Annotated in this window: 26 protein-coding genes, 3 rRNA genes and 1 pseudogene; 4 read left to right on the forward strand and 26 right to left on the reverse strand. The window is 43.3% G+C overall.

What is annotated here, in order from left to right; genetic code table 11:
* Positions 1–25 precede the first annotated feature (25 nt).
* The gene (gene galE / locus RB214_RS15705; protein ID WP_309167766.1) at positions 26–1051 is read left to right on the forward strand and encodes a UDP-glucose 4-epimerase GalE; all 1026 of its coding nucleotides are present in this window, start codon (positions 26–28) and stop codon (positions 1049–1051) included.
* Positions 1051–2037 (forward strand): aldose epimerase family protein, encoded by a 987-nt coding sequence (locus tag RB214_RS15710; RefSeq protein ID WP_309167767.1) that lies wholly within the window; start codon positions 1051–1053, stop codon positions 2035–2037. Before galE ends, RB214_RS15710 begins: the two co-directional genes overlap by 1 nt.
* 48 nt (positions 2038–2085) lie before the next feature.
* On the opposite strand, the gene RB214_RS20480 is transcribed toward RB214_RS15710, so the two are convergent.
* From RB214_RS20480 to RB214_RS15730, 5 genes and pseudogenes are all read right to left on the reverse strand, one after another.
* Entirely contained in the window at positions 2086–2397 is a 312-nt protein-coding gene (locus tag RB214_RS20480; protein ID WP_375144328.1) for a hypothetical protein, read from the reverse strand.
* Between the two features lie 214 nt (positions 2398–2611).
* Positions 2612–4134, reverse strand: a pseudogene (locus RB214_RS15720) (IS66 family transposase).
* A gap of 70 nt (positions 4135–4204) precedes the next feature.
* Entirely contained in the window at positions 4205–4432 is a 228-nt protein-coding gene (gene tnpB, locus RB214_RS20485) for an IS66 family insertion sequence element accessory protein TnpB (protein ID WP_375144329.1), read from the reverse strand.
* Between the two features lie 121 nt (positions 4433–4553).
* Positions 4554–4817 carry a hypothetical protein gene (locus tag RB214_RS15725; RefSeq protein ID WP_309167768.1) on the reverse strand — a complete coding sequence of 88 codons (264 nt, stop codon included), beginning with the start codon at positions 4815–4817 and terminating at the stop codon, positions 4554–4556.
* 29 nt (positions 4818–4846) lie between these two features.
* Positions 4847–5101: a hypothetical protein gene (locus RB214_RS15730; RefSeq protein WP_309167769.1), complete on the reverse strand. Its 255-nt coding sequence runs from the start codon at positions 5099–5101 to the stop codon at positions 4847–4849.
* Positions 5102–5325: 224 nt separating this feature from the next.
* Between RB214_RS15730 and istA the strand changes: the two genes are divergently transcribed.
* Together istA and istB are read left to right on the forward strand one after the other, a co-directional pair.
* The gene (gene istA, locus RB214_RS15735; protein WP_309169037.1) at positions 5326–6870 is read left to right on the forward strand and encodes an IS21 family transposase; all 1545 of its coding nucleotides are present in this window, start codon (positions 5326–5328) and stop codon (positions 6868–6870) included.
* A gap of 28 nt (positions 6871–6898) precedes the next feature.
* Positions 6899–7663 carry an IS21-like element ISShfr5 family helper ATPase IstB gene (gene istB / locus RB214_RS15740; protein ID WP_008111090.1) on the forward strand — a complete coding sequence of 255 codons (765 nt, stop codon included), beginning with the start codon at positions 6899–6901 and terminating at the stop codon, positions 7661–7663.
* Between the two features lie 72 nt (positions 7664–7735).
* Here istB and RB214_RS15745 read toward each other — a convergent pair whose 3' ends face one another.
* The 21 genes from RB214_RS15745 to rplN form a co-directional block, all read right to left on the reverse strand.
* Positions 7736–8815, reverse strand: a complete 1080-nt coding sequence (locus RB214_RS15745) for an IS4 family transposase (RefSeq protein WP_309167770.1) — start codon at positions 8813–8815, stop codon at positions 7736–7738.
* A 315-nt stretch (positions 8816–9130) separates the two neighbouring features.
* A 5S ribosomal RNA gene (rrf, locus tag RB214_RS15750) occupies positions 9131–9245 on the reverse strand.
* Positions 9246–9449: 204 nt separating this feature from the next.
* Positions 9450–12339, reverse strand: a 23S ribosomal RNA gene (locus RB214_RS15755).
* A 296-nt stretch (positions 12340–12635) separates the two neighbouring features.
* A 16S ribosomal RNA gene (locus tag RB214_RS15760) occupies positions 12636–14171 on the reverse strand.
* The 16S, 23S and 5S rRNA genes sit together here, the layout of an rRNA operon.
* 1146 nt (positions 14172–15317) lie before the next feature.
* A complete protein-coding gene (gene rplQ, locus RB214_RS15765; RefSeq protein ID WP_002959450.1) occupies positions 15318–15719 on the reverse strand; it encodes a 50S ribosomal protein L17 in 402 nt (133 codons plus the stop codon).
* 39 nt (positions 15720–15758) lie between these two features.
* The gene (locus tag RB214_RS15770; protein ID WP_002959452.1) at positions 15759–16745 is read right to left on the reverse strand and encodes a DNA-directed RNA polymerase subunit alpha; all 987 of its coding nucleotides are present in this window, start codon (positions 16743–16745) and stop codon (positions 15759–15761) included.
* Between the two features lie 24 nt (positions 16746–16769).
* Positions 16770–17390: a 30S ribosomal protein S4 gene (gene rpsD, locus RB214_RS15775; RefSeq protein WP_002959461.1), complete on the reverse strand. Its 621-nt coding sequence runs from the start codon at positions 17388–17390 to the stop codon at positions 16770–16772.
* A gap of 21 nt (positions 17391–17411) precedes the next feature.
* On the reverse strand, positions 17412–17798 hold the full coding sequence (gene rpsK, locus RB214_RS15780) for a 30S ribosomal protein S11 (RefSeq protein ID WP_002959471.1): 387 nt from the start codon (positions 17796–17798) through the stop codon (positions 17412–17414).
* Between the two features lie 12 nt (positions 17799–17810).
* Positions 17811–18167, reverse strand: a complete 357-nt coding sequence (rpsM, locus tag RB214_RS15785) for a 30S ribosomal protein S13 (RefSeq protein WP_002959473.1) — start codon at positions 18165–18167, stop codon at positions 17811–17813.
* A gap of 125 nt (positions 18168–18292) precedes the next feature.
* Positions 18293–18406 carry a 50S ribosomal protein L36 gene (gene rpmJ, locus RB214_RS15790; RefSeq protein ID WP_002959476.1) on the reverse strand — a complete coding sequence of 38 codons (114 nt, stop codon included), beginning with the start codon at positions 18404–18406 and terminating at the stop codon, positions 18293–18295.
* A 22-nt stretch (positions 18407–18428) separates the two neighbouring features.
* The gene (secY, locus tag RB214_RS15795; protein ID WP_002959478.1) at positions 18429–19757 is read right to left on the reverse strand and encodes a preprotein translocase subunit SecY; all 1329 of its coding nucleotides are present in this window, start codon (positions 19755–19757) and stop codon (positions 18429–18431) included.
* 10 nt (positions 19758–19767) lie between these two features.
* On the reverse strand, positions 19768–20202 hold the full coding sequence (rplO, locus tag RB214_RS15800; RefSeq protein ID WP_002959480.1) for a 50S ribosomal protein L15: 435 nt from the start codon (positions 20200–20202) through the stop codon (positions 19768–19770).
* A gap of 4 nt (positions 20203–20206) precedes the next feature.
* On the reverse strand, positions 20207–20389 hold the full coding sequence (rpmD, locus tag RB214_RS15805) for a 50S ribosomal protein L30 (protein WP_002959482.1): 183 nt from the start codon (positions 20387–20389) through the stop codon (positions 20207–20209).
* Between the two features lie 2 nt (positions 20390–20391).
* Positions 20392–20898: a 30S ribosomal protein S5 gene (rpsE, locus tag RB214_RS15810; RefSeq protein WP_002959485.1), complete on the reverse strand. Its 507-nt coding sequence runs from the start codon at positions 20896–20898 to the stop codon at positions 20392–20394.
* A 9-nt stretch (positions 20899–20907) separates the two neighbouring features.
* Positions 20908–21258, reverse strand: coding sequence for a 50S ribosomal protein L18 (gene rplR / locus RB214_RS15815; protein WP_002959486.1), 351 nt, complete (start codon positions 21256–21258; stop codon positions 20908–20910).
* A gap of 9 nt (positions 21259–21267) precedes the next feature.
* Complete coding sequence (gene rplF / locus RB214_RS15820; RefSeq protein ID WP_002959488.1) at positions 21268–21801, reverse strand: 50S ribosomal protein L6; 534 nt, start codon at positions 21799–21801, stop codon at positions 21268–21270.
* A 13-nt stretch (positions 21802–21814) separates the two neighbouring features.
* Entirely contained in the window at positions 21815–22207 is a 393-nt protein-coding gene (gene rpsH / locus RB214_RS15825) for a 30S ribosomal protein S8 (RefSeq protein WP_002959491.1), read from the reverse strand.
* Positions 22208–22228: 21 nt separating this feature from the next.
* The gene (gene rpsN / locus RB214_RS15830; RefSeq protein WP_006794245.1) at positions 22229–22534 is read right to left on the reverse strand and encodes a 30S ribosomal protein S14; all 306 of its coding nucleotides are present in this window, start codon (positions 22532–22534) and stop codon (positions 22229–22231) included.
* A gap of 10 nt (positions 22535–22544) precedes the next feature.
* Complete coding sequence (gene rplE, locus RB214_RS15835; protein WP_010554915.1) at positions 22545–23084, reverse strand: 50S ribosomal protein L5; 540 nt, start codon at positions 23082–23084, stop codon at positions 22545–22547.
* Between the two features lie 16 nt (positions 23085–23100).
* A complete protein-coding gene (rplX, locus tag RB214_RS15840; protein WP_002959496.1) occupies positions 23101–23415 on the reverse strand; it encodes a 50S ribosomal protein L24 in 315 nt (104 codons plus the stop codon).
* A 10-nt stretch (positions 23416–23425) separates the two neighbouring features.
* Positions 23426–23794, reverse strand: a complete 369-nt coding sequence (rplN, locus tag RB214_RS15845) for a 50S ribosomal protein L14 (RefSeq protein WP_002959498.1) — start codon at positions 23792–23794, stop codon at positions 23426–23428.
* Between the last annotated feature and the right edge of the window lie 201 nt (positions 23795–23995).

Genomic DNA, 23995 nt, shown 5'->3' on the forward strand with positions numbered 1-23995 from the left:
CTAAGAATATAAAGGTATTAAATAAATGAAAGTGTTAGTAACAGGTGGAGCCGGTTATATCGGCTCTCATACCGTTTTGTGTTTGTTGGAAAATGATCATCAAGTTGTTGTTTATGACAACCTTTGTAATTCAAGTGAAGAGTCCTTAAACCGAGTGGAAAAATTGACCGGTAAAAGTGTTGATTTTATCCAAGGTGATATTTGTAACGTCAATGAATTAGAGGCGGTATTTAACACCCATAACATTGATGCTGTTATTCATTTTGCGGCATTAAAAGCGGTGGGTGAGTCAGGTCAAATTCCGTTGAATTACTATCAAAATAACGTGCATGGCTCGGTATGTTTATTGGAAGTAATGCAAAAGTATAATGTACAAAACTTTATATTTAGCTCTTCCGCTACCGTGTACGGTGAAGAAAATGAAATACCGTATGTCGAGTCGATGAAACTAGGGACGCCATCAAGTCCTTACGGGGCAACAAAAGTAATGGTTGAGCGTATCATGGCTGATCAAGCCAACGCCAATGATAGATTCAGAGGTGTTTCATTACGCTACTTTAATCCTATAGGTGCGCATCCTAGCGGCAGCATAGGTGAAGATCCTAAAGGTATCCCAAATAATTTATTGCCATTTGTGGCGCAAGTTGCGGTAGGTAAACGTGACAAGTTAAGTATATTTGGCGACGATTACGATACTACAGATGGCAGCTGTGAACGAGATTATTTACACGTTATGGATTTAGCCGAAGGCCATGTTGCGGCATTAAATTGGTTACAAAAAAATGTTAATTTCACCGGTGTCGAGGCCTTTAATCTAGGAACTGGCAAAGGCATTTCTGTATTTAACATTATTACCGCCTTTGAAAAAGCGGTAAATAAAGCGATTCCATATCAAGTGTCGCCTCGACGTTCTGGTGATTTACCTGCATTTTGGGCTAATGCGCAAAAAGCCAATACTCAATTGAATTGGCAAGCCAAACGTAATTTAGCTGAAATGATGGAAGATACTTGGCGTTGGCAGTCGAATAACCCAAATGGTTACGATAAATAATGGCCAGTGTTAGTACTCAAGTTTTACAAAATATTAATGGAATGCGGGTTGAGTTAATTGATTTTGGTGCTCGGGTAAAATCCATTAAATTGCCGATAAACGGTCAGTTAACCGAAATGACATTGACATATGATGAGGCCAATGACTTTTTAACTGACCCATACTATATTGGCGCAACTTGCGGACCTGTGTGTAATCGGATTAAAGATGCAAAGATGGTGGTTGAAGGTACAAGTTATTCCCTTAATAAGAACGATGGCGAGAATTGCCTTCATTCCGGTGAAGATAATTTGTCATTGCGCTTTTGGCGGGCCGCTGAAGTTACTGACAATAGTGTCTGTTACCAGTTAATGATTGCCGATCAAGAAATAGGATTTCCTGGTAATGTCGAATACTCCGTGGAATATAAGTTAACCGATAGCAACCGGTTAGAAATTAACTACCACGCTGTCAGTGACAAAACCTCAGCAATAAACTTAACCAATCATTGTTATTTTACCCTTGGTGAAGAATCATGTGCCGATTTAACGGTTTTGTTAAATGCCGATTCATTTTTAGAAAAATACAGCGATGGTTTACCGACTGGCGAGATCATCGATTGTAATAAATTAGGCCAATCAGCAAACCTAAAATCGGATCTAAAAATTAGTCAGTTAATAGAACAGTCTAACTATCAGCAAGTGATTGATGAGTCAGGTTTTGATCATTGTTTTGTATTGCAAAAAAGTTCATTTAAGCAGGAGAAAGCAAGGTTAACATCAATCAAAAATGGCATAGCTGTTTCTGTGTATACCGACCAGCCTTGTATTCAATTTTATACTGGTAAGTTTTTATCCGGCGCCTTTGATGCTTATCAAGGTGTCTGCTTAGAAAGCCAAGGTTATGTTGACGCTGTTAACCAACTACAGTTTCCGAGTATATTAGTGGATAAAAATACTCGTTATAACAAGCGTGTAAGTTACCAGTTTGATATTTTAGAGGGGTAGAGTAGCTGTTGAAGGTACAATAAATCCTACAAATAGAGGCTATAATTTTTATGGATACTTAATATACTGTTTATAAATATTTTCGAGACTGCCGTCCTCTGACATATTTTTAATTTGTATATTCACTTTATCTCGCAAAATTTCATCTTTAAATGCCATGTGTGAATATACATCAGGCCATAAATGATGGATGTCAAATTCTTGTGTTTTAATATCGTTGTTGTTGTAGTTTTGATTTTTCAAATCAAAATAAAAGATATTGATATCGCCAATTCTAATGTCTTTTTTACCGGCTAACATGGCAAGAGTTGTGTTTTTTGGATGCGGGTGTTCTACATACGTTAGATTCGACAAAGTCATTATTTTAAACTGTTCACCCAATAAATCTTTTGCTCCTTGATAGGCTGCTATGGAGAAATTGGATAAGTCTTCGATAGATTCTAATTTTAGCTGCTTTTCCTTTTTAGAAATTGCTACATCGGTATATCGAAATAATGGATCTGATAAATGCGCGCTGGTTTTTGAATTCTTAAAAATATTACATGCAACATCGTAAACGTCCGGTGATCATCACCTAGATATTGATATTCCAAGGCAATAATTGTTCTATGTCTGGCTCAGGCTGACAAAGCTCATCGAGGCAATGCATGATGTAATCAAATGGCGTTAAGCCGTTGGATCTTGCAGTTTCGATGATGCTGTATAGGTGAGCGCTTGTTATTGCGCCGCGTGAGGTTTGGCTAAACATCCAGTTCTTACGGCCAATAACAAATGGTTTGATAGCGCGCTCGGCGCGGTTATTGTCGATATTAAGCTGACCATTTTCAAGGTAAACTATAAGTTTATGCCATTGATTAGCGAGATAGGTTGCTGCCTCTGCTAACTTGGTTTTCCCGACTAAACGTGGCTGGTTTTGCTCTAGCCATTTATGCAGTTTATCAATAATAGGTTTCGCTTGCTCTTGCCTTATTTCATGCTTTTGTTCTGGTGTTTTATCGTTGAGTTTTGATTCAATGCCGTACAGTTTTTGAATAAGACTCAAGACTACGTCGGCTTTGCCTGTCTTGTTTTTACCCTGCACGTGTTTTGCTTCTATAAATTTACGACGTGCATGGGCCCAGCAACCAACGAGTGTTGATTGCGTTTGTGCATACGCTTGATAACCATCAACCTGTAAATAGCCCGAATAGCCATCCAGATAATTAACCACACAGGAAGCTGCCCGACTGTTTTGATAGTCGTAAAGCACAATGTTTGGTATTGGGTTGTGTTTATTTATAGCCGATGGCGAATCCGTGCCGGTACAATATAGCCACATGTAACTTTTTACTTTGTCGGCGTTGACCACATTGACCGTCGTTTCATCGGCATGTATCGCAGGCTGTTTATGTAACGCGTGTTTCAGTCGTTGTATCAGCGGTTCAAACAAGGTAGCGGATGCGAGTACCCAGTCACTCATGGTTTTACGGCTAAGCTCAATGCCGTATTGCTTGAACATCGACTCTTGTCTGTGCAGTGGCATGCATATTGATATTTGCTGGTGATGATTTGACTTAACAAACTGGACGTGGCCATGCCTTTGTTGATGGCCATGTTTGGCATCTTGGCTTGTTTAATACTGTTATTCGACCCTGACTTATCACATTCACGACACGCGTACTTTGGGCGAATATGCTCAATGACTTTTATCTTTGCGGGGACGAAGTCGAGCTTTTCGCTGACGTCTTCACCCATTTTATGCAATTCATTACCACAGCAGGTACACAACTTGTCTTCTTCGGCAATGTCATGAATCACTTGCTCACGGGGTAAGTCTTTGGGTAATGGTTTGCGCTTTGGTGTTTTGCGAGTGTAGCTAATCTCTTGCGTAGCAAGCTCATCAGGTTGCTCAATGATGTCTTCGGCTTCATTAAACAATTCACCTTGTGCGTCAAAGACTTCGGCACTTTTACCAAATTGTTTTTGTTGCGCTAGGCGGAATTGCTCCTCTAGATACCGGTTTCTCGCAGTCGCTTGCGCTAACTTTTCAGCGTGCTCTACCAACAGCTTTTTAAGCAACGCCGGATCGTTTGGAAGGCGGTTAACATCAATATTCATCCTTCTATTTTATAATGTTTTTTACCGTAAACTAGCTTAATGCGATGGTTAATATTGATCCCGCGACGATCTAAATAATGCTAGCGTTTTCGATGTTGATTTGTTGATGCCCTATGACATCATACCCAGATAATAACCAGTGTAATTGTTGCTCGGTTAAGTTTAGGGTGTTGGCGCAGAGGTTTTTCGGCCATTTAAATTTGTGCTTATCGAGGCGTTTATACCACAGGGCAAAGCCTGTGTTATCCCAATACAATATCTTCAGCTTATCTCGGCTTTTATTACAAAAAACAAACACGGCACCGGATAGTACTGACAGTTCGAGTTCACTTTCACAATGGCCGCTAAGCCATTAATGGATTTTCTGAAGTCGAAAAACTGATTGCAAAGGTACACGTCGGGCACATCAATAAACATGTTCATGCTTGCAGCGCCTTTATTAAATTAGCCACCCATGTAGGCTCAGATGAGGTTGGTATAGTTAAATGAGTTTCACCATGAGATAACGTGATTGAGGCATTCACTTTATGGGGAATGGCTTTGTTTTGCACTTTCACCAATTTAGGTGCTTTTGCAGCGTCTTGTAACTTAGACCGATATTTATAAAAGTTTGAAGTGGGTAACATGTTTTCTTTACAAAATGCGACAATAGATAAACCGCTGGTTTGTTGCTGCTCAATCAATTTTTGCCAGTCATTAAGGGTAATGCCTGTCAGTTAAGCTGACTGGCATCTTTCTTTTTATGGGGATACTTAGATGGTTTTGGCTTAACCCACCGGGGATATCTTCTATCCTCTCGTCTAGCTGGAAGCTTAAATAAGACCAGTGTATCGAGTAAGTGCTGCCAGTGTATTGGAATGTTCCCTGGGCTCATTATAGATACTGACGAGAAATACTGAATGACAGCCATCGAACTGCTAGAGAAACTAAGCTGGTTAGGCCATATCCCTGTGACTGTCGCCGCCATCGTCATTGCATATTCTCATGCATCGCGATCACCTAATACTATCTAAGCCGATCACCTAATACCATCCATCGAGATCACTCAATACCATCGATGCCGATCACTTTTCGGTCAAAATGGTATTGAGTGATCGGCTTGAATGGTATCGTTCAATTTGTACACGTTTTTGTCTAGCCAGTAGGTGTTTTTAACCGTTATTCTTTTCATTTTTGATGATGAGAATGACCATGCCAACGGCACCTATTTCAATGCGTAAACTTAAAGAGATTTTAAGACTAAAATACAGCTGTAAACTCAGTCATCGTCAGATAGCAACAAGCTTATCTGTTTCACCCTCAATCGTGTCTAAATATGCCTGTAAATCAGCAGAGTTAGATATTACTTACTGGCCGCTTGATGAGAAGTGGGATGATCACGCTCTGCAACGAGCGTTCTTCAAAACAAAGCCTCGATTAAAAGGCTTTACCATTCCTGACTGGTCGTTAGTTCAGCAAGAGCTTCGGCCTAAAACCATGACGTTGTTGCTGCTTTGGGAAGAATACAAAGAGCGGCACGCGGAAGGTTTTTACAGTTACACTCACTTCTGCCGTCAGTACAAGGCATGGCTTAAATGCCAAAAACCCTCCATGCGACAAAATCATAAAGCAGGTGAAAAACTGTTTGTGGATTACTGTGGCCCAACCATGAGTATTGTTGATACAAGTACAGGCGAGTGTCGTACTGCACAAGTGTTCGTTGAGGTCATGGGTGCATCAAATTATACCTATGCCGAAGCGACTTACAGCCAGAAACTCGAAGATTGGGTGATGAGTCACGCCCGTTGTTTTGAGTTTCTTGGCGGTGTTCCTGAGCTAATAATTCCTGACAACCTTAAAAGTGCCGTCACCAAACCGTGTCGATATGAGCCTGACTTAAACCCAACCTACCAACAACTAGCGACACATTACGATACGGTCATTGTGCCCGCTAGACCCTATAAACCAAAGGATAAGGCTAAGGCTGAAGTGGGTGTGCAAATTGTTGAACGTTGGATAATAGCGCGCCTTCGCAATGAAACCTTCTTTAGCTTGCGTCAATTGAACCTGAAAATACAAGCATTACTGGTCGATTTAAATCAACGTAAAATGAAAAAGCATCCTGGCTCACGGCTCAGTCAGTTTGATGCTATCGACAGACCTGCACTCAAACCACTGCCCACACAGCCTTACAGCTATACCTTAGTAAAACAGGTGAGCGTGCATATTGATTATCATGTGGAAATTGAAAAGCACTACTACTCAGTGCCACATACCTTAATTAAACAAAAGCTTGAAGCCCATGCCTCCGAGAAGTTGGTGACACTCTACCATCAAGGCATACGAGTCGCTGTTCACCCCAGATCATACCGAGAAGGTGCGCACACCACGCTTGATCTGCATATGCCTATCGCTCATCAAAAGCAGCAACAATGGACACCACAGCGGTTCGAACGCTGGGCGAGTAAATTTGGCATATCAACTGAGCAGTTTGTTATGCAATTGATGCAAGCTAAAAAACATCCAGAGCAAAGCTACCGTGCTTGTATGGGGTTATTAAGCCTAGGTAAAAAGTTTAGTGATCAACGTCTTGAAGCCGCCTGTCATCGCGCATTAACCACAGGTGTTACTCGCGTTAAACAAGTAAAGACTATCTTAGAAAAAGGCTTGGATAAACAACCCTTGCCACAAGCTCAAGGTGATTTACTACAAGATATTGATCATAAAAATATCCGTGGCAACCACTATTACCATTAATAAAAATTAACAAACCATAGGAAAACTTATGCAAAATATCAATCAACAAGTTAATAATCAGTTAAGTAATTTAAAGCTAAGCGGCATACGTGATGCGCTATTGCAGCAATACGAGCAACCCAATTTATACGTTGAACAAAGCTTCGAAGAGCGGCTAAGTTTATTGCTTGAACATGAAATAACGCAGCGTGATCAGCGTAAAATAGATCGCCTAACGCGACAAGCAAAGTTCAGAGTTGGCGGCACACTTGCCCAACTCAACTATGGCGCAGCACGACAACTCGATAAAGCTCAGATCCGTTCATTAGCACAAGGTGAATGGCTTCGTCTTCACCAAAACATCTTGATCACAGGAGCAACAGGTTGTGGCAAAACTTACCTCGCTTGCGCGCTTGGTCAAAACCATTGCCAACAAGGGAGTAGCGTTTATTATTTTAGGCTCAAAGAGCTATTAGAAAAGATGTTTCTAGCGCAAGCCGATGGTAGTTATCGAAAACTGATCAACAAGCTTAGCTCTGCCAATTTACTGATCTTAGATGATTGGGGATTAGAGCCATTAACGGCTCAACAACGGAGTGATTTACTGGAATTAATTGATGCAAGATATGATACAAAATCGACCTTAATTGCGAGTCAATTACCGATAGAAAATTGGTATGAAATGATCGGAGAATCGACACACGCGGATGCGATTCTAGATAGGCTTGTGCACGGGGCGATAAAGTTGGAATTAAAAGGCGAGTCGATGCGAAAAAAACTAAATTTCTTGACTGATGCCGATCACTCAAGTTAGATTTTACTGAGGTCTACTGACAGACAAAAAAGTGATCGGCTTGAATGGTATTGAGCGATCGGCATCATGGTATTACGCAGTCATTATTCTTCGTATTAAATTATAGGCGAGTAACACGCCCCATAGCTCCTGACGCACCATGTCTGGACGCTTACTTCTTAAATGGTATGCGCTATCAAGCATGGTTTGTTTGATTTCTCTAAACCCAAGTTCTATCTCCCAACGATGACAATATAATTCAACAATTTCATTACCTGGATAACGCAATCTATCCGTCATCGAGGTTAATATACGGTAGCTTTTGCCCTTTATTGTTTTGCTGATTAATCTCGCTTTAATCGTTTCAGGAACATCGGGAAAGTTTTTTTGTGCATGCTTTGTGGTTTTCAATTCAATGATATGGTCATTTTTACCCGCGCTGGAGATGATTTCATACTGTAAGTCGGGCCTTGCTGGTATCAGCCAGTGCCTCATCTCCCCAGTTTGATGCCAACGGTTTAACAGGCCTAAAGAATAATATCCTTTATCAAACATAGTCAGTGAATTATCTGGTGTACGTTCAATTAAACGCTCAGCTAATTTCATCTCGTTGGTTTTATAGTTATCAAACTCGCTACTGAGAAGTTGATGGCTGGTCAATTCCATATGACAGACCCTGCGTATTTGAGGAAAGGCTGTATCACCGTATTGGTTGCTACCTGAAGAGAAGGCTTTACGATTATCAGGCGTGTCGGCTGTTCGCCACACAACACCGTCAACAGCTAATAGGTTCAAACCATTCCATGTTTCGAATGACTGTTGCTTATACATTGATTGAGCAGATTTATTGAAAACGTGTTTAACGGAATCATCACCTAACCTTTGTCTCGCCTGTACCATCGCACTTGGAGCAACGAGTTGGTTCTTGCCAGGTAACATGATATCTAGCTTATTAGCGATATTCCAAACTGATTCTTTTCGAAACAATGCCATGCCAATAACTGACCACAAAACGGCTTCAAGCGGTAATCTTCGCTTACGAACGGTTGCAATCCCTGCTTGTTGAAAACCTTGTTCAATGATTTCAGGGTCAAGAATTTCTGATAATTTTTCAAAGGTATGGTATCGGCTGCTTTCTTCAAGTGTTGCTTGCAGTGCTTGTTCTATATTCACAAAAAAATCCGTAGTTAGTTTCCTAACTACGGATTTTGCATGATCGTTTGGATCGGTCAACCGGTCATTTTCTTAACTGATCGGCATTAGTCATTAAGGGTTCTTTTTTGCATAATACCTCCAGTAGAAACTGACGGTATTTTCAATTCTGCTAGGTGTCGTTGCTCGGACGCTTACGCATTAGTATGTCGTGGAATTGGGTCTGTTCAATTCTCTTCCTTTAACCTAATACCTTTCACCTCGAACCTGCTTTTTCACTTTCCTACAGACGTAAAAAAGCCCGACTATTTCTAGTCGGGCTCTCTACAATTTGAAGCCTGGTAATGTCCTACTTTCACATAGCAAATGCTACACTATCATCGGCGCTGTTTCGTTTCACTACTGAGTTCGGCATGGAGTCAGGTGGGTCCAAAACGCTATTGTCACCAAGCAAATTAGGTGCAAAGAATCAATGACAAGCACGTAGTGCTACCATTTTCTTTGCGCAAGGTGCCTCAACTTTAACGCTACGCGCTAAGAGTCACCTCTTTAATTTGGAAAATATCTGATAATATTTTTTAAGTCTTTTCAGTAATTTCTACTTTAGTCATATTAACTTCTGTCAAACTGTCGCATAAAACGCGTTTGGCGTTGTATGGTTAAGCCTCACGGGTAATTAGTACAAGTTAGCTTAATGGCTCACACCACTTCCACATCTTGCCTATCAACGTTGTAGTCTTCAACGGCCCTTCAGAGACTTTAAAAGTCTAGTGAGAACTCATCTCGAGGCCTGCTTCGCGCTTAGATGCTTTCAGCGCTTATCAGTTCCGAACGTAGCTACCGGGCAATGCCATTGGCATGACAACCCGAACACCAGCGGTTCGTTCACTCCGGTCCTCTCGTACTAGGAGCAACCCCTCTCAATTCTCAAACGCCCACGGCAGATAGGGACCGAACTGTCTCACGACGTTCTAAACCCAGCTCGCGTACCACTTTAAATGGCGAACAGCCATACCCTTGGGACCGACTTCAGCCCCAGGATGTGATGAGCCGACATCGAGGTGCCAAACACCGCCGTCGATATGAACTCTTGGGCGGTATCAGCCTGTTATCCCCGGAGTACCTTTTATCCGTTGAGCGATGGCCCTTCCATTCAGAACCACCGGATCACTATGACCTACTTTCGTACCTGCTCGACGTGTCTGTCTCGCAGTTAAGCTGGCTTCTACCATTACACTAACCGTACGATGTCCGACCGTACTTAGCCAACCTTCGTGCTCCTCCGTTACTCTTTAGGAGGAGACCGCCCCAGTCAAACTACCCACCAGGCACTGTCCGTAACCCCGATTCAGGGGCCAACGTTAGAACATCAAAACTACAAGGGTGGTATTTCAAGGACGACTCCACAACAACTAGCGTCGCTGCTTCAAAGTCTCCCACCTATCCTACACATGTAGGTTCAATGTTCAGTGCCAAGCTGTAGTAAAGGTTCACGGGGTCTTTCCGTCTAGCCGCGGGTACACAGCATCTTCACTGCGATTTCAATTTCACTGAGTCTCGGGTGGAGACAGCGTGGCCATGGTTACACCATTCGTGCAGGTCGGAACTTACCCGACAAGGAATTTCGCTACCTTAGGACCGTTATAGTTACGGCCGCCGTTTACCGGGGCTTCGATCAAGAGCTTCTCCCTAAGGATAACCCCATCAATTAACCTTCCGGCACCGGGCAGGTGTCACACCGTATACGTCATCTTGCGATTTTGCACAGTGCTGTGTTTTTAATAAACAGTCCCAGCCACCTGGTCACTGCGGCTCCCGTCCGCTTAGAGAGCAAGTCTCATCACAGATAGGAGCGTACCTTCTCCCGAAGTTACGGTACGATTTTGCCTAGTTCCTTCACCCGAGTTCTCTCAAGCGCCTTAGTATTCTCTACCTGACCACCTGTGTCGGTTTGGGGTACGATTCCATATAATCTGAAGCTTAGAGGCTTTTCCTGGAAGTATGGCATCAACAACTTCATCACCGTGGTGACTCGTCTCGTGTCTCAGTCTTAATAGCAACCCGGATTTACCTAAGTCACCAACCTACTCACTTTCACATGGACTACCAACGCCATGCTTGTTTAGCCTGCTCCGTCCCCCCATCGCAATTATATCGAGTACAGAAATATTAATCTGTTTCCCATCGACTACGCCTTTCGGCCTCGCCTTAGGGGTCGACTTACCCTACCCTGATTAACATGGGATAGGAACCCTTGGTCTTCCGGCGTGGGAGTTTTTCACTCCCATTATCGTTACTCATGTCAGCATTCGCACTTCTGATACGTCCAGCATACCTCCCGGTACACCTTCAACCGCTTACAGAACGCTCCCCTACCACTCAGAATAAATTCTGAATCCGCAGCTTCGGTGCATAGTTTAGCCCCGTTACATCTTCCGCGCAGACCGACTCGACCAGTGAGCTATTACGCTTTCTTTAAAGGATGGCTGCTTCTAAGCCAACCTCCTGGCTGTCTGGGCCTTTCCACATCGTTTCCCACTTAACTATGACTTTGGGACCTTAGCTGGCGGTCTGGGTTGTTTCCCTCTTCACGACGGACGTTAGCACCCGCCGTGTGTCTCCCGGATATTACTTTACGGTATTCGGAGTTTGCAAAGGGTTGGTAAGTCGGGATGACCCCCTAGCCTTAACAGTGCTCTACCCCCGTAAGTATTCGTCCGAGGCTCTACCTAAATAGATTTCGGGGAGAACCAGCTATCTCCCGGTTTGATTAGCCTTTCACTCCTAGCCACAGGTCATCCCCTAACTTTTCAACGTTAGTGGGTTCGGTCCTCCAGTTGATGTTACTCAACCTTCAACCTGCCCATGGCTAGATCACCGGGTTTCGGGTCTATACCTTGCAACTAGTCGCCCAGTTAAGACTCGGTTTCCCTACGGCTACCCTATTCGGTTAACCTCGCTACAAAATATAAGTCGCTGACCCATTATACAAAAGGTACGCAGTCACCCAACAAGTGGGCTCCTACTGCTTGTACGTACACGGTTTCAGGTTCTATTTCACTCCCCTCACAGGGGTTCTTTTCGCCTTTCCCTCACGGTACTGGTTCACTATCGGTCAGTTGGGAGTATTTAGCCTTAGATGATGGTCCACCTATATTCAGTCAAAGTTTCACGTGCTCCGACCTACTCGATTTCACTTAAAATGTCTTTTCATGTACGGGACTATCACCCTGTATCGTGGCACTTTCCAGAGCCTTCCATTAACACATAATAAGCTTAAGGGCTGTTCCGATTTCGCTCGCCGCTACTTTCGGAATCTCGGTTGATTTCTTTTCCTACGGGTACTTAGATGTTTCAGTTCTCCGCGTTCGCCTCGTTAACCTATGTATTCAGTTAACGATACCTGCAAGCAGGTGGGTTTCCCCATTCGGAAATCCTAGTCTCAAGCGCTTTTTACTAGCTTGACTAGGCTTATCGCAAGTTAATACGTCCTTCATCGCCTCCAACTGCCAAGGCATCCACCGTGTACGCTTAGTCACTTAACCATACAACCCAAACGGGTCTTTGTTTTGTGACAGTTTAACTTCGCCAGAAGTTAATATTGAATACTAAAGTAGATACCAATCAATCAACGTAAAACGTTAATCAAATGGCACTGAATGGTACTGCTACCATTCTTTTTTACTTTTGAAAACTCTTGATAAATACAATGTATCTATCAGAATTTTATTATCAGCTTTTCCAAATTTTTAAAGAGCATATTAATTAGTTATCCCGAAGGACACGCACTAATTAACAATCATCTGTGTGGACACTACGAACAAATAAGTTCTAAATCGTATAAGGAGGTGATCCAGCCCCAGGTTCCCCTAGGGCTACCTTGTTACGACTTCACCCCAGTCATGAATCACTCCGTGGTAAACGTCCTCCCGAGGGTTAGACTATCTACTTCTGGAGCAACCCACTCCCATGGTGTGACGGGCGGTGTGTACAAGGCCCGGGAACGTATTCACCGCGTCATTCTGATACGCGATTACTAGCGATTCCGACTTCATGGAGTCGAGTTGCAGACTCCAATCCGGACTACGACGCACTTTAAGTGATTCGCTTACTCTCGCGAGTTCGCAGCACTCTGTATGCGCCATTGTAGCACGTGTGTAGCCCTACACGTAAGGGCCATGATGACTTGACGTCGTCCCCACCTTCCTCCGGTTTATCACCGGCAGTCTCCTTAGAGTTCTCAGCATTACCTGCTAGCAACTAAGGATAGGGGTTGCGCTCGTTGCGGGACTTAACCCAACATCTCACAACACGAGCTGACGACAGCCATGCAGCACCTGTATCAGAGTTCCCGAAGGCACCAAACTATCTCTAGTAAGTTCTCTGTATGTCAAGTGTAGGTAAGGTTCTTCGCGTTGCATCGAATTAAACCACATGCTCCACCGCTTGTGCGGGCCCCCGTCAATTCATTTGAGTTTTAACCTTGCGGCCGTACTCCCCAGGCGGTCTACTTAATGCGTTAGCTTTGAAAAACAGAACCGAGGCTCCGAGCTTCTAGTAGACATCGTTTACGGCGTGGACTACCGGGGTATCTAATCCCGTTTGCTCCCCACGCTTTCGTACATGAGCGTCAGTGTTGACCCAGGTGGCTGCCTTCGCCATCGGTATTCCTTCAGATCTCTACGCATTTCACCGCTACACCTGAAATTCTACCACCCTCTATCACACTCTAGTTTGCCAGTTCGAAATGCAGTTCCCAGGTTGAGCCCGGGGCTTTCACATCTCGCTTAACAAACCGCCTGCGTACGCTTTACGCCCAGTAATTCCGATTAACGCTCGCACCCTCCGTATTACCGCGGCTGCTGGCACGGAGTTAGCCGGTGCTTCTTCTGTCAGTAACGTCACAGCTAGCAGGTATTAACTACTAACCTTTCCTCCTGACTGAAAGTGCTTTACAACCCGAAGGCCTTCTTCACACACGCGGCATGGCTGCATCAGGCTTGCGCCCATTGTGCAATATTCCCCACTGCTGCCTCCCGTAGGAGTCTGGGCCGTGTCTCAGTCCCAGTGTGGCTGATCATCCTCTCAAACCAGCTAGGGATCGTCGCCTTGGTGAGCCATTACCTCACCAACTAGCTAATCCCACTTGGGCCAATCTAAAGGCGAGAGCCGAAGCCCCCTTTGGTCCGTAGACATTATGCGGTATTAGCAGTCGTTTCCAACTGTTGTCCCCCACCTCAAGGCATGTTCCCAAGCATTACTCACCCGTCCGCCGCTCGTCAGCAAAGTAGCAAGCTACTCTCTGTTACCGCTCGACTTGCATGTGTTAGGCCTGCCGCCAGCGTTCAATCTGAGCCATGATCAAACTCTTCAATTAAAAAGTTTTATGTCTTTCGACAGCTCAATGAATTCTGAATTTTTGTTTTTGTTGCCAAAAACGAATTGACTGTGCGTTATTACTTTCACTTTTAAAAAAGTGAAATCAAAACAGCTCAAGGCTGAATCTTTTAATAACATATGGTCACTCAGTTTTAATTGAGACTCTAATTTGTTTGCCTCGCTACCGAAGTAGGTTGGCTGTTAGAACTCAATCTGTACGAGTGCCCACACAGATGATTGCTTTATATTGTTAAAGAACGTTGCGATTATAAAGTTGAACTTTATCTCGCTAGGGCTGCGCATATTACGCTTTCCTATTTTTTTGTCAACACTTAAATTTAAACTTTCTAAAAAGGTTCAATCTAAGTTTTACTTAACACCCTGAGTAGTTCGTGCCTCGCTATGCGTTGTCCGCTGCGCGTCGCCATATCCCGTCTCAGTGGGGTCGCATTATAGGGAGATCCGAAAACAGATCAACCCTTTTTTGAAGAAAACTTGAAATAATGTGCTGCTCGCTGAGTATTTGAGCTAAACGCTCAAAAACACAACTAAACCACCTGTATTGAGGGGTTTATAGAGCTATTTAAAGTCAAAGTTATGGTAACTAGTGATCAGTAGAGGCATATTTGGATCATCAATGCTGAAAAAGCCAACCAATAAGTTAAGAGTCGTGTTACTAAAATCATTTGAAATAGTCAAAAGCTGAGATTTAAATTCATTGGGCTATATTTTTATTTGAGAAGTGAATTTACTAAGGCCCCAATGGTTAGCTTTTCTATGAGGTTCTTAGTACCGGTATATAGATAAGAGAGCGACCCTTATATCTTCTGATCAGCTCTAATCAATAAAAACTTCGTTAGGGATTGCTTAATGGCAGTTAAATTCGAAGTTCTATTATTAATAACTGTAAATCACTATATAAAGTAAAAATGCTCTTTAACTAAAACCGGATAGGCTATTTTGGATCGATGGTAAGTAAAGGGTAACTAGGCAGAGCTATTAAAATAACTGTAAAAACAACCTATCGATTCAGAATCTATGAGTCGATGCACATAATAGAAGGTAATTACTGGTTCATATAGTTTGACAAATTTTAGGCAAGAAAAAGCCGAGCATAAGCTCGGCTTTTAGGTTTCTTTAAGACTTACTCTGCAGACTGTGCGTCTTCTTGAACTGCTTCGCTAGTCGCTGGGCGACCAACTAGTTCAATATAAGCCATTGGTGCATTATCACCAGTACGGAAGCCACACTTAAGAATACGAGTGTAACCACCTGGACGATCCGCATTACGTGGACCGATTTCACTGAATAATTTACCAACAACTTCATTATCACGCGTGCGAGCAAACGCTAAACGGCGATTTGCTACACTGTCAGTCTTAGCCAGTGTGATTAAAGGTTCAATTACACGACGTAACTCTTTCGCTTTTGGCAAAGTAGTTTTGATGATTTCATGTTTCACCAAAGAACCTGCCATATTGCTAAACATCGCTTTACGATGGCTACTGTTACGGTTTAATTGACGACCACTCTTACGATGGCGCATGACCCTATCCTTCTAACTAAACTAATATAGTGATTTAGATTATTCAGCTAAGCTTGCAGGTGGCCAATTTTCTAGGCGCATGCCTAGAGAAAGTCCACGTGAAGCTAGCACGTCTTTAATTTCAGTTAGAGACTTCTTACCTAAATTAGGCGTTTTAAGAAGCTCAACTTCAGTGCGCTGAACTAAATCACCGATATATTGAATTTGCTCGGCTTTCAAACAATTTGCTGAGCGTACTGTTAATTCAAGATCATCAACTGGACGAAGTAGAATAGGATCGAATTCTGGCTTCTCTTCTTTCTCTTCTGGCTCAGTTACATCACGTAAATCTACGAATGCATCTAATTGCTCAGCTAAGATAGTAGACGCACGGCGGATCGCTTCTTCTGGATCTAAAGTGCCGTTTGTTTCCATATCAATGATTAACTTGTCTAAATCTGTACGTTGCTCAACTCGAGCTGATTCAACCGAGTACGCAATACGTTCAACTGGGCTAAATGATGCATCAAGCAACAATCTACCAATTGGACGCTCATCGTCATCAGAGGATAAACGACTAGATGCCGGCACATAACCACGACCACGTTCAACACGAATACGCATGCTGATCTCGCTGTTATTTGTAGTTAAATTACAAATAACGTGATCTGGATTAGCAATTGTTACATCGCCATCGTGCTGAATATCAGCCGCAGTAACAGGGCCTACACCAGATTTAGTCAGGGTCAGAAAAACTTCATCTTTGCCTTCTAACGTTACTGCTAAACCTTTAAGGTTTAATAGTATTTCAATGATGTCTTCTTGAACGCCTTCTTTCGCGCTGTACTCATGTAATACACCGTCGATTTCAACTTCAGTTACTGCACATCCAGGCATAGATGAAAGTAATATACGGCGTAAAGCATTACCCAGAGTATGGCCAAAGCCACGCTCTAATGGTTCTAAAACTATTTTAGAACGCGTTGGGTTGATAGCGTCGATGTCGACTAACCTTGGTTTTAGAAATTCTGTAACAGAACCCTGCATTTTATCCTCTCTTAACTCTTAACTTTACTTAGAGTAAAGTTCGACGATTAGTTGTTCATTAATGTCCGCAGACAGGTCTGAACGCTCAGGTAGACGCTTAAAGCTGCCTTCCAATTTCTTACCGTCAACTTCAACCCAAGTCGGCTTTTCACGTTGCTCAGCCAACTCTAGAGCAGCGATGATACGTGCTTGCGTCTTAGACTTCTCACGGATTACAACAGTATCTTCTGGAGTAATTACGTATGAAGGAATGTTCACAACACGACCATTAACTAAAATCGCTTTATGGCTTACTAACTGACGTGCTTCTGCACGTGTGCTAGCAAAACCCATGCGATATACAACATTGTCTAAACGTTGCTCTAAAAGCTGTAACAAGTTTTCACCTGTGTTGCCTTTAAGGCGAGCAGCTTCTTTGTAGTAGTTACGGAATTGCTTTTCTAATACACCGTAGATACGACGTACTTTTTGCTTTTCACGTAATTGTAAACCGTAATCAGATAAGCGACCTTTACGAGCGCCGTGCTGACCAGGTGCAGTCTCAAGTTTACACTTAGAGTCGATAGCTCTTACGCCGCTCTTAAGGAACAGGTCAGTACCTTCACGACGACTCAGCTTGAGCTTAGGGCCCAAATATCTTGCCATGTTATTTCTCCTAACCTATTGTTAAACGCGACGTTTCTTCGGTGGACGACAACCATTATGTGGTATTGGCGTCACGTCAGTAATGTTGGTAATACGGTAACCAGCAGCATTCAAAGCACGTACAGCAGATTCACGACCTGGACCTGGACCTTTAATGAAAACTTCTAGATTTTTTAAACCGTATTCTTGAGCAGCAGTACCTGCACGCTCTGCAGCAACCTGAGCAGCAAATGGTGTAGATTTACGTGAACCACGGAAACCTGAACCACCGGCAGTAGCCCATGATAGTGCATTACCTTGACGGTCGGTAATCGTTACAATAGTGTTGTTGAAAGACGCATGAACATGAGCCATACCATCAGCAACTTGTTTTTTAACCTTTTTACGACGAATTGGTGTCTTAGCCATAATACTATCCCCTTATCGCTTAATAGGCTTACGAGGACCCTTACGGGTGCGCGCGTTAGTCTTAGTTCTTTGACCACGTAGTGGTAAAGAGCGACGGTGACGTAGGCCACGATAACAACCAAGGTCCATTAGGCGCTTGATATTTAAAGTAACTTCACGACGAAGATCACCTTCAACAGTGTACTTGCCAACTGCATCACGCAGTACGTCAAGAATTTCGTCTGAAAGTTCACCGATTTTTGTGGTTTCGGCGATACCAGTCGCTTCTAAGATAGCCTTAGAGCGAGTCTTACCTATGCCATAAATAGCTGTTAAACCAATAACTGCATGTTTATGATCAGGGACGTTAATGCCAGCAATACGGGCCACTAACACATCTCCTATATTCGAATTTGGTAATCAAAAGTTTGAAAAGCCCGTAAGGATACTCAAACGAAGACCAAATCACTACTAAAAACACAGGCCGAGAAAACTCAGCCTGCACGACTGTTTACTTAGCCTTGCCTTTGCTTATGCTTAGGCTCACTGCAAATTACGCGTACTACACCAGCACGTTTAATAACTTTACAGTTACGGCATATTTTCTTAACGGAAGCACGTACTTTCATTGCTCAACTCCGTAAACTGACCTTATCGACCGTAGCCTTTAAGGTTCGCTTTTTTCAGCACAGAATCATACTGATGAGACATCAGGTGAGTCTGTACTTGTGCCATAAAGTCCATGATTACTACAACGATAATCAAAACTGATGTACCGCCGAAGTAGAATGGCGTTTGCCACGCCATCGTCATGAATTCAGGCACCAGACAGATAAAGGTTATATACAAAGCACCTGCCAATGTCAGGCGTGTCATCACTTTATCAATGTATTTAGATGTCTGCTCACCTGGACGAATACCTGGGATAAATGCGCCAGATTTCTTAAGGTTATCTGCTGTTTCACGCGGGTTAAAAACCAACGCTGTGTAGAAAAAGCAGAAGAAGATAATAGCCGCAGCTAAAACAAGCGAGTACAACGGTTGACCTGGAGTCAACGTAGTAGCAACAGCTTGTAATACATCAGCGACTGGACCTTCACCTTGGCCGAACCAGCTAGCAATTGTACCAGGGAACAGAATTATACTGCTAGCGAAGATTGGTGGAATAACACCCGCCATATTTACTTTTAGTGGTAAATGCGTGCTTTGGGCAGCAAATACTTGACGACCTTGTTGGCGTTTAGCGTAGTTAACAACAATACGACGTTGTCCACGTTCGAAAAACACTACAAGATAAGTAACAGCGAATACGATTACCGCAACCATCAACAGTACAAAAACATTCAAATCACCTTGGCGCGCCATTTCGACTGTCGAACCAATAGCAGACGGCAAGTTAGCTACAATACCAACAAATATTAAAACAGAGATACCGTTACCGATACCACGCTCTGTTATTTGTTCACCCAACCACATAAGGAACATAGTACCAGTAACTAAACTCACCACAGCGGTGAAATAGAAACCCATACCAGGGTTAACAACTAACCCCTCCATCATGCCCGGTAAGCTAGTAGCAATACCGATTGATTGAATAGTAGCTAGCACAAGCGTGCCATAGCGTGTGTACTGGCTAATTTTTTTACGCCCTTGCTCACCTTCTTTCTTAAGCTCTATAAACGGAGGATACATATGCGTTAATAGTTGCGTAATAATCGAAGCCGAGATATACGGCATAATACCCAGTGCTAACACTGAAGCTCGCTCAAGTGCACCACCACTGAACATGTTGAACATTTCAACAATGGTGCCCTTTTGTTGCTCGAAGAAATCGGCAAGTACAGCGGCGTCAATCCCAGGGATCGGCACAAATGAACCTAGACGGTAAATTATGATAGCACCCAATACGAAGAGTAATCGGCGCTTCAATTCCGAAAGTCCACCTTGTGCACTTTTTGTATCTTGACCTGGTTTAGCCATTAGTACTTCCTTAGTCTTCTACCTTGCCTCCGGCAGCTTCAATAGCTTCGCGAGCACCTTTAGAGGCTTTAAGGCCTTTAACGGTAACAGCGCGTGAAACTTCGCCAGATTTAACAACTTTAACGAAAAGAACGTTCTTTTTAACTAGACCAGCTGCTTGTAACGCGCTTAGGTCTACCACATCGCCTTCAACTTTAGCGATTTCAAAAAGGTTTATTTCTGCAGATACTAAAGATTTGCGAGAAGTAAAACCAAATTTAGGTAGACGACGTTGCATAGGCATTTGACCGCCTTCAAAACCAACGCGTACTTTGCCGCCAGAACGTGATTTTTGACCTTTGTGACCACGACCACCAGTCTTACCTAGACCAGAACCGATACCACGACCAACACGTTTTGGAGCAGTTTTTGAACCTGCAGCAGGTGAAAGTGTATTCAAATGCATCGAATTAACCCTCTACCTTAACCATGTAAGAAACCTTGTTTATCATACCACGTACACATGCTGTGTCTTCTAACTCAACAGTGTGGTTGATACGACGTAAACCAAGACCGCGTAATGTAGCTTTATGTTTCGGTAAACGACCGATAGAGCTTTTTACTTGTGTTACTTTTACAGTTTGATTTGCCATGGTTACCCCAGTATTTCGTCTACGCGAAGGCCACGTTTTGCAGCGATTGACTGTGGAGAATTCATATTCTCAAGAGCCGAAATCGTTGCACGCACTACGTTGATTGGGTTAGTAGAACCGTAACATTTAGAAAGTACGTTCTGAACACCAGTCACTTCTAGTACTGCACGCATAGCACCACCTGCGATGATACCAGTACCTTCAGAGGCTGGTTTCATGAACACTAGTGAGCCAGCATGACGTCCCTTAACAGGATGCTGTAATGTATTGCCATTTAGGTCTACATTGATCATGTTGCGACGTGCTTTTTCCATTGCTTTTTGAATAGCAGCTGGAACTTCACGTGCTTTACCATAACCAAAACCTACTTTACCTGCGCCGTCACCAACTACAGTTAGTGCAGTAAAGCTAAAGATACGACCACCTTTAACTACTTTAGACACACGGTTCACCGCGATTAGCTTTTCAGCTAGATCAGGCTGTTGTTGCTTTGCTTCTACGTTAGCCATAGTCTACTCCTAGAATTGCAAACCGGCTTCACGCGCAGCATCAGCTAGCGCCTTCACACGGCCGTGATATTTAAAGCCACTGCGATCAAAAGCAATCTTTTCGATGCCTTTGTCAGCCGCACGTTCAGCAACCGCTTTGCCAACTGCTTGCGCAGCTTCAACGTTACCGGTGCCTTTAACTGTTTCGCTAATAGCCTTTTCAACAGTAGAAGCAGCAGCCAGTACATTACCCTCAGCATTTACAACTTGAGCGTATATGTGACGTGGCGTGCGGTGGATAACAAGACGCGTTGTGCCTTGTTCAATATAATTTCTACGAGTGCGTTTAGCACGACGTAGACGAGCTGTTTTTTTATCCATCGTCTTACCTTACTTCTTCTTAGCCTCTTTACGGCGTACATTCTCATCTGAATAACGAACACCCTTACCTTTATAAGGCTCAGGTTTACGGTATGCACGAATGTTAGCAGCTGTTTGACCAACTAACTGCTTGTCTACGCCCTTAACTAGAACTTCTGTTTGGCTTGGAGTTTCAATCGTAATTCCTTCAGGAACTGCGAAATTAACTGGGTGTGAGAAGCCAAGAGTTAAATCTAATGTTTTACCCTTCGCTGCAGCACGGTAACCCACGCCTACTAACTGAAGTTTCTTCTCGTAACCTTCATGCGTACCAACAACCATGTTGTTGATTAGAGCGCGAGCAGTACCTGCTTGAGCCCATGCATTAGCTACGCCATCACGAGGTAAAGTAGTAATAACGTTGTCATTAACTTGTACTTCAACAGCGTTGTTGATTGTACGAGTAAGTTCACCGTTTTTGCCTTTAACTGTGATTTCCTGGCCTTTTAATGTAACTTCTACACCGGCAGGAACAGTAATTGGTGCCTTTGCTATGCGAGACATAGTTCCCCTCCGATTAAGCTACAAAACCAATGATTTCACCACCAACACCAGCACTACGTGCTGCGCGGTCTGTCATTAGGCCTTTAGAAGTTGATACGATAGCGATACCAAGACCACCCATTACCTTAGGTAATTGGTCACGTTTCTTATAGATACGTAAACCAGGGCGACTTACACGCTGGATATTTTCAATTACAGCTTTGCCTTCGAAGTACTTCAACTCGATAGAAAGCTCAGGTTTAGTTTCGCCGTTAACAGCGAAATCTACGATATAACCTTCGTCTTTTAGTACTTTAGCTAATGCTACTTTCAGCTTTGAAGTTGGCATCGTTACAGATACTTTCTTCGCTGATTGACCGTTACGAATTCGTGTGAACAAATCCGCGATAGGATCTTGCAAGCTCATAGTCTTACTCCCATGATTCTATTACCAGCTAGCCTTTTTAAGGCCAGGAATTTCACCGCGCATAGCTGCTTCGCGAACTTTAATACGGCTCATGCCGAATTTGCGAAGGAAACCATGTGGGCGGCCCGTAATGTTACAACGATTACGTTGACGTGCAGGGCTAGAATCACGTGGTAAAGCTTGTAGCTTAAGTACCGCGTCCCAACGATCATCTTCAGATGTGTTAACATCACTGATGATAGCTTTTAGTGCAGCGCGCTTTTCAGCGTACTGAGCAACTAGTTTTGTGCGCTTTGCTTCGCGCGCTTTCATAGAATTCTTTGCCATAACCCTACCCTTATTTCTTAAATGGGAAGTTAAACGCTTCTAACAACGCACGGCCTTCCTCATCAGATTTCGCAGAAGTAGTGATAGTAATATCCATACCGCGTACACGGTCTACTTTATCGTAATCGATTTCTGGGAAGATGATTTGTTCACGTACGCCCATGCTGTAGTTGCCACGTCCATCAAAAGACTTTGCACTTACGCCACGGAAGTCACGAATACGTGGGATAGCGATTGATACCAAACGCTCAAAAAAGTCCCACATACGCTCGCCGCGTAGGGTTACTTTACAACCAATCGGGTAGCCTTCACGCACTTTAAAGCCAGCAACAGATTTGCGTGCTTTAGTGATTAAAGGTTTCTGACCAGAGATTGCTGCTAGATCCGCTACTGCGTTATCTAAAATCTTCTTGTCAGCTAGGGCTTCGCCCACGCCCATATTCAATGTGATCTTTTCGATCTGAGGGACTTGCATGACAGAGCTGAAACCAAACTTCTCTTGAAGTTCAGCAACTACTTTGTCTTTATATACTTCATGCAGTTTCGCCATCATTCTACTCCAACTATTAGATAGTTTTACCAGTAGATTTAAAGATACGTAATTTCTTACCATCTTCAATCTTGAAACCTACACGATCAGCTTTACTCGTTTCCGAGTTGAAGATCGCAACGTTTGATGCATCCATAGATGCTTCTTTCTCAACAATGCCGCCAGCTTGGTTCAATTGTGGAACCGGCTTTTGGTGTTTCTTGATCAAGTTTATGCCTTCGACAAAGATTCGACCAGATTCAGTAACAACTGAAAGCACTTTTCCGCGCTTACCTTTGTCTTTACCTGCTAGTACGATTACTTCGTCATCACGACGTATTTTTGCTGCCATGATTGGCTCCTTACAGTACTTCTGGGGCTAGTGAAACGATTTTCATGAACTTATCATTACGAAGTTCGCGAGTCACAGGGCCGAAAATACGTGTACCAATTGGCTGTAAGTTATCATTTAAGATAACAGCAGCGTTGCTGTCAAAACGGATCAGAGAACCATCTGGACGGCGAACACCTTTTCTGGTACGCACAACTACCGCGTTTTTAACATCACCTTTCTTCACTTTACCGCGAGGAATAGCTTCTTTTACAGAAACTTTAATGATGTCGCCAATCGCTGCGTAGCGACGGTGAGAACCACCAAGGACTTTTATACACTGCACTTTGCGAGCGCCGCTGTTATCAGCAACTTCCAGCTGAGTTTGCATTTGGATCATGTTAATGACCTCCGGTGTAGTAATTACAACGTGTCTTAAATTTGTTTAAAATCAAGACATTTCGATTAAATCCCACTCAAAAACAAACGAGTTGTCTCTTAAGGGCGGGCAATTGTACCAGCATTGAGGGGGTAGCGATAGGTTATTTTTTAATTAATTTGGAGTGATGGGAAATTAAAGCTGAGTAATTACGGCTATGTA

Source organism: Pseudoalteromonas sp. HL-AS1, from assembly GCF_031198785.1.
GTDB classification, from domain to species: Bacteria; Pseudomonadota; Gammaproteobacteria; order Enterobacterales; family Alteromonadaceae; genus Pseudoalteromonas; species Pseudoalteromonas distincta.

What these genes read in the sequence shown, in the direction of transcription:
- galE (WP_309167766.1), top strand. Translation starts at nt 26, where the DNA reads ATGAAAGTGTTAGTAACAGGTGGAGCCGGTTATATCGGCTCTCATACC.
- RB214_RS15710 (WP_309167767.1), top strand. Translation starts at nt 1,051, where the DNA reads ATGGCCAGTGTTAGTACTCAAGTTTTACAAAATATTAATGGAATGCGG.
- RB214_RS20480 (WP_375144328.1), bottom strand. Translation starts at nt 2,397, where the DNA reads ATGACTTTGTCGAATCTAACGTATGTAGAACACCCGCATCCAAAAAAC.
- RB214_RS15730 (WP_309167769.1), bottom strand. Translation starts at nt 5,101, where the DNA reads ATGGCGGCGACAGTCACAGGGATATGGCCTAACCAGCTTAGTTTCTCT.
- istA (WP_309169037.1), top strand. Translation starts at nt 5,326, where the DNA reads ATGCCAACGGCACCTATTTCAATGCGTAAACTTAAAGAGATTTTAAGA.
- istB (WP_008111090.1), top strand. Translation starts at nt 6,899, where the DNA reads ATGCAAAATATCAATCAACAAGTTAATAATCAGTTAAGTAATTTAAAG.
- rplQ (WP_002959450.1), bottom strand. Translation starts at nt 15,719, where the DNA reads ATGCGCCATCGTAAGAGTGGTCGTCAATTAAACCGTAACAGTAGCCAT.
- RB214_RS15770 (WP_002959452.1), bottom strand. Translation starts at nt 16,745, where the DNA reads ATGCAGGGTTCTGTTACAGAATTTCTAAAACCAAGGTTAGTCGACATC.
- rpsD (WP_002959461.1), bottom strand. Translation starts at nt 17,390, where the DNA reads ATGGCAAGATATTTGGGCCCTAAGCTCAAGCTGAGTCGTCGTGAAGGT.
- rpsK (WP_002959471.1), bottom strand. Translation starts at nt 17,798, where the DNA reads ATGGCTAAGACACCAATTCGTCGTAAAAAGGTTAAAAAACAAGTTGCT.
- rpmJ (WP_002959476.1), bottom strand. Translation starts at nt 18,406, where the DNA reads ATGAAAGTACGTGCTTCCGTTAAGAAAATATGCCGTAACTGTAAAGTT.
- secY (WP_002959478.1), bottom strand. Translation starts at nt 19,757, where the DNA reads ATGGCTAAACCAGGTCAAGATACAAAAAGTGCACAAGGTGGACTTTCG.
- rplO (WP_002959480.1), bottom strand. Translation starts at nt 20,202, where the DNA reads ATGCATTTGAATACACTTTCACCTGCTGCAGGTTCAAAAACTGCTCCA.
- rpmD (WP_002959482.1), bottom strand. Translation starts at nt 20,389, where the DNA reads ATGGCAAATCAAACTGTAAAAGTAACACAAGTAAAAAGCTCTATCGGT.
- rpsE (WP_002959485.1), bottom strand. Translation starts at nt 20,898, where the DNA reads ATGGCTAACGTAGAAGCAAAGCAACAACAGCCTGATCTAGCTGAAAAG.
- rplR (WP_002959486.1), bottom strand. Translation starts at nt 21,258, where the DNA reads ATGGATAAAAAAACAGCTCGTCTACGTCGTGCTAAACGCACTCGTAGA.
- rplF (WP_002959488.1), bottom strand. Translation starts at nt 21,801, where the DNA reads ATGTCTCGCATAGCAAAGGCACCAATTACTGTTCCTGCCGGTGTAGAA.
- rpsH (WP_002959491.1), bottom strand. Translation starts at nt 22,207, where the DNA reads ATGAGCTTGCAAGATCCTATCGCGGATTTGTTCACACGAATTCGTAAC.
- rpsN (WP_006794245.1), bottom strand. Translation starts at nt 22,534, where the DNA reads ATGGCAAAGAATTCTATGAAAGCGCGCGAAGCAAAGCGCACAAAACTA.
- rplE (WP_010554915.1), bottom strand. Translation starts at nt 23,084, where the DNA reads ATGGCGAAACTGCATGAAGTATATAAAGACAAAGTAGTTGCTGAACTT.
- rplX (WP_002959496.1), bottom strand. Translation starts at nt 23,415, where the DNA reads ATGGCAGCAAAAATACGTCGTGATGACGAAGTAATCGTACTAGCAGGT.
- rplN (WP_002959498.1), bottom strand. Translation starts at nt 23,794, where the DNA reads ATGATCCAAATGCAAACTCAGCTGGAAGTTGCTGATAACAGCGGCGCT.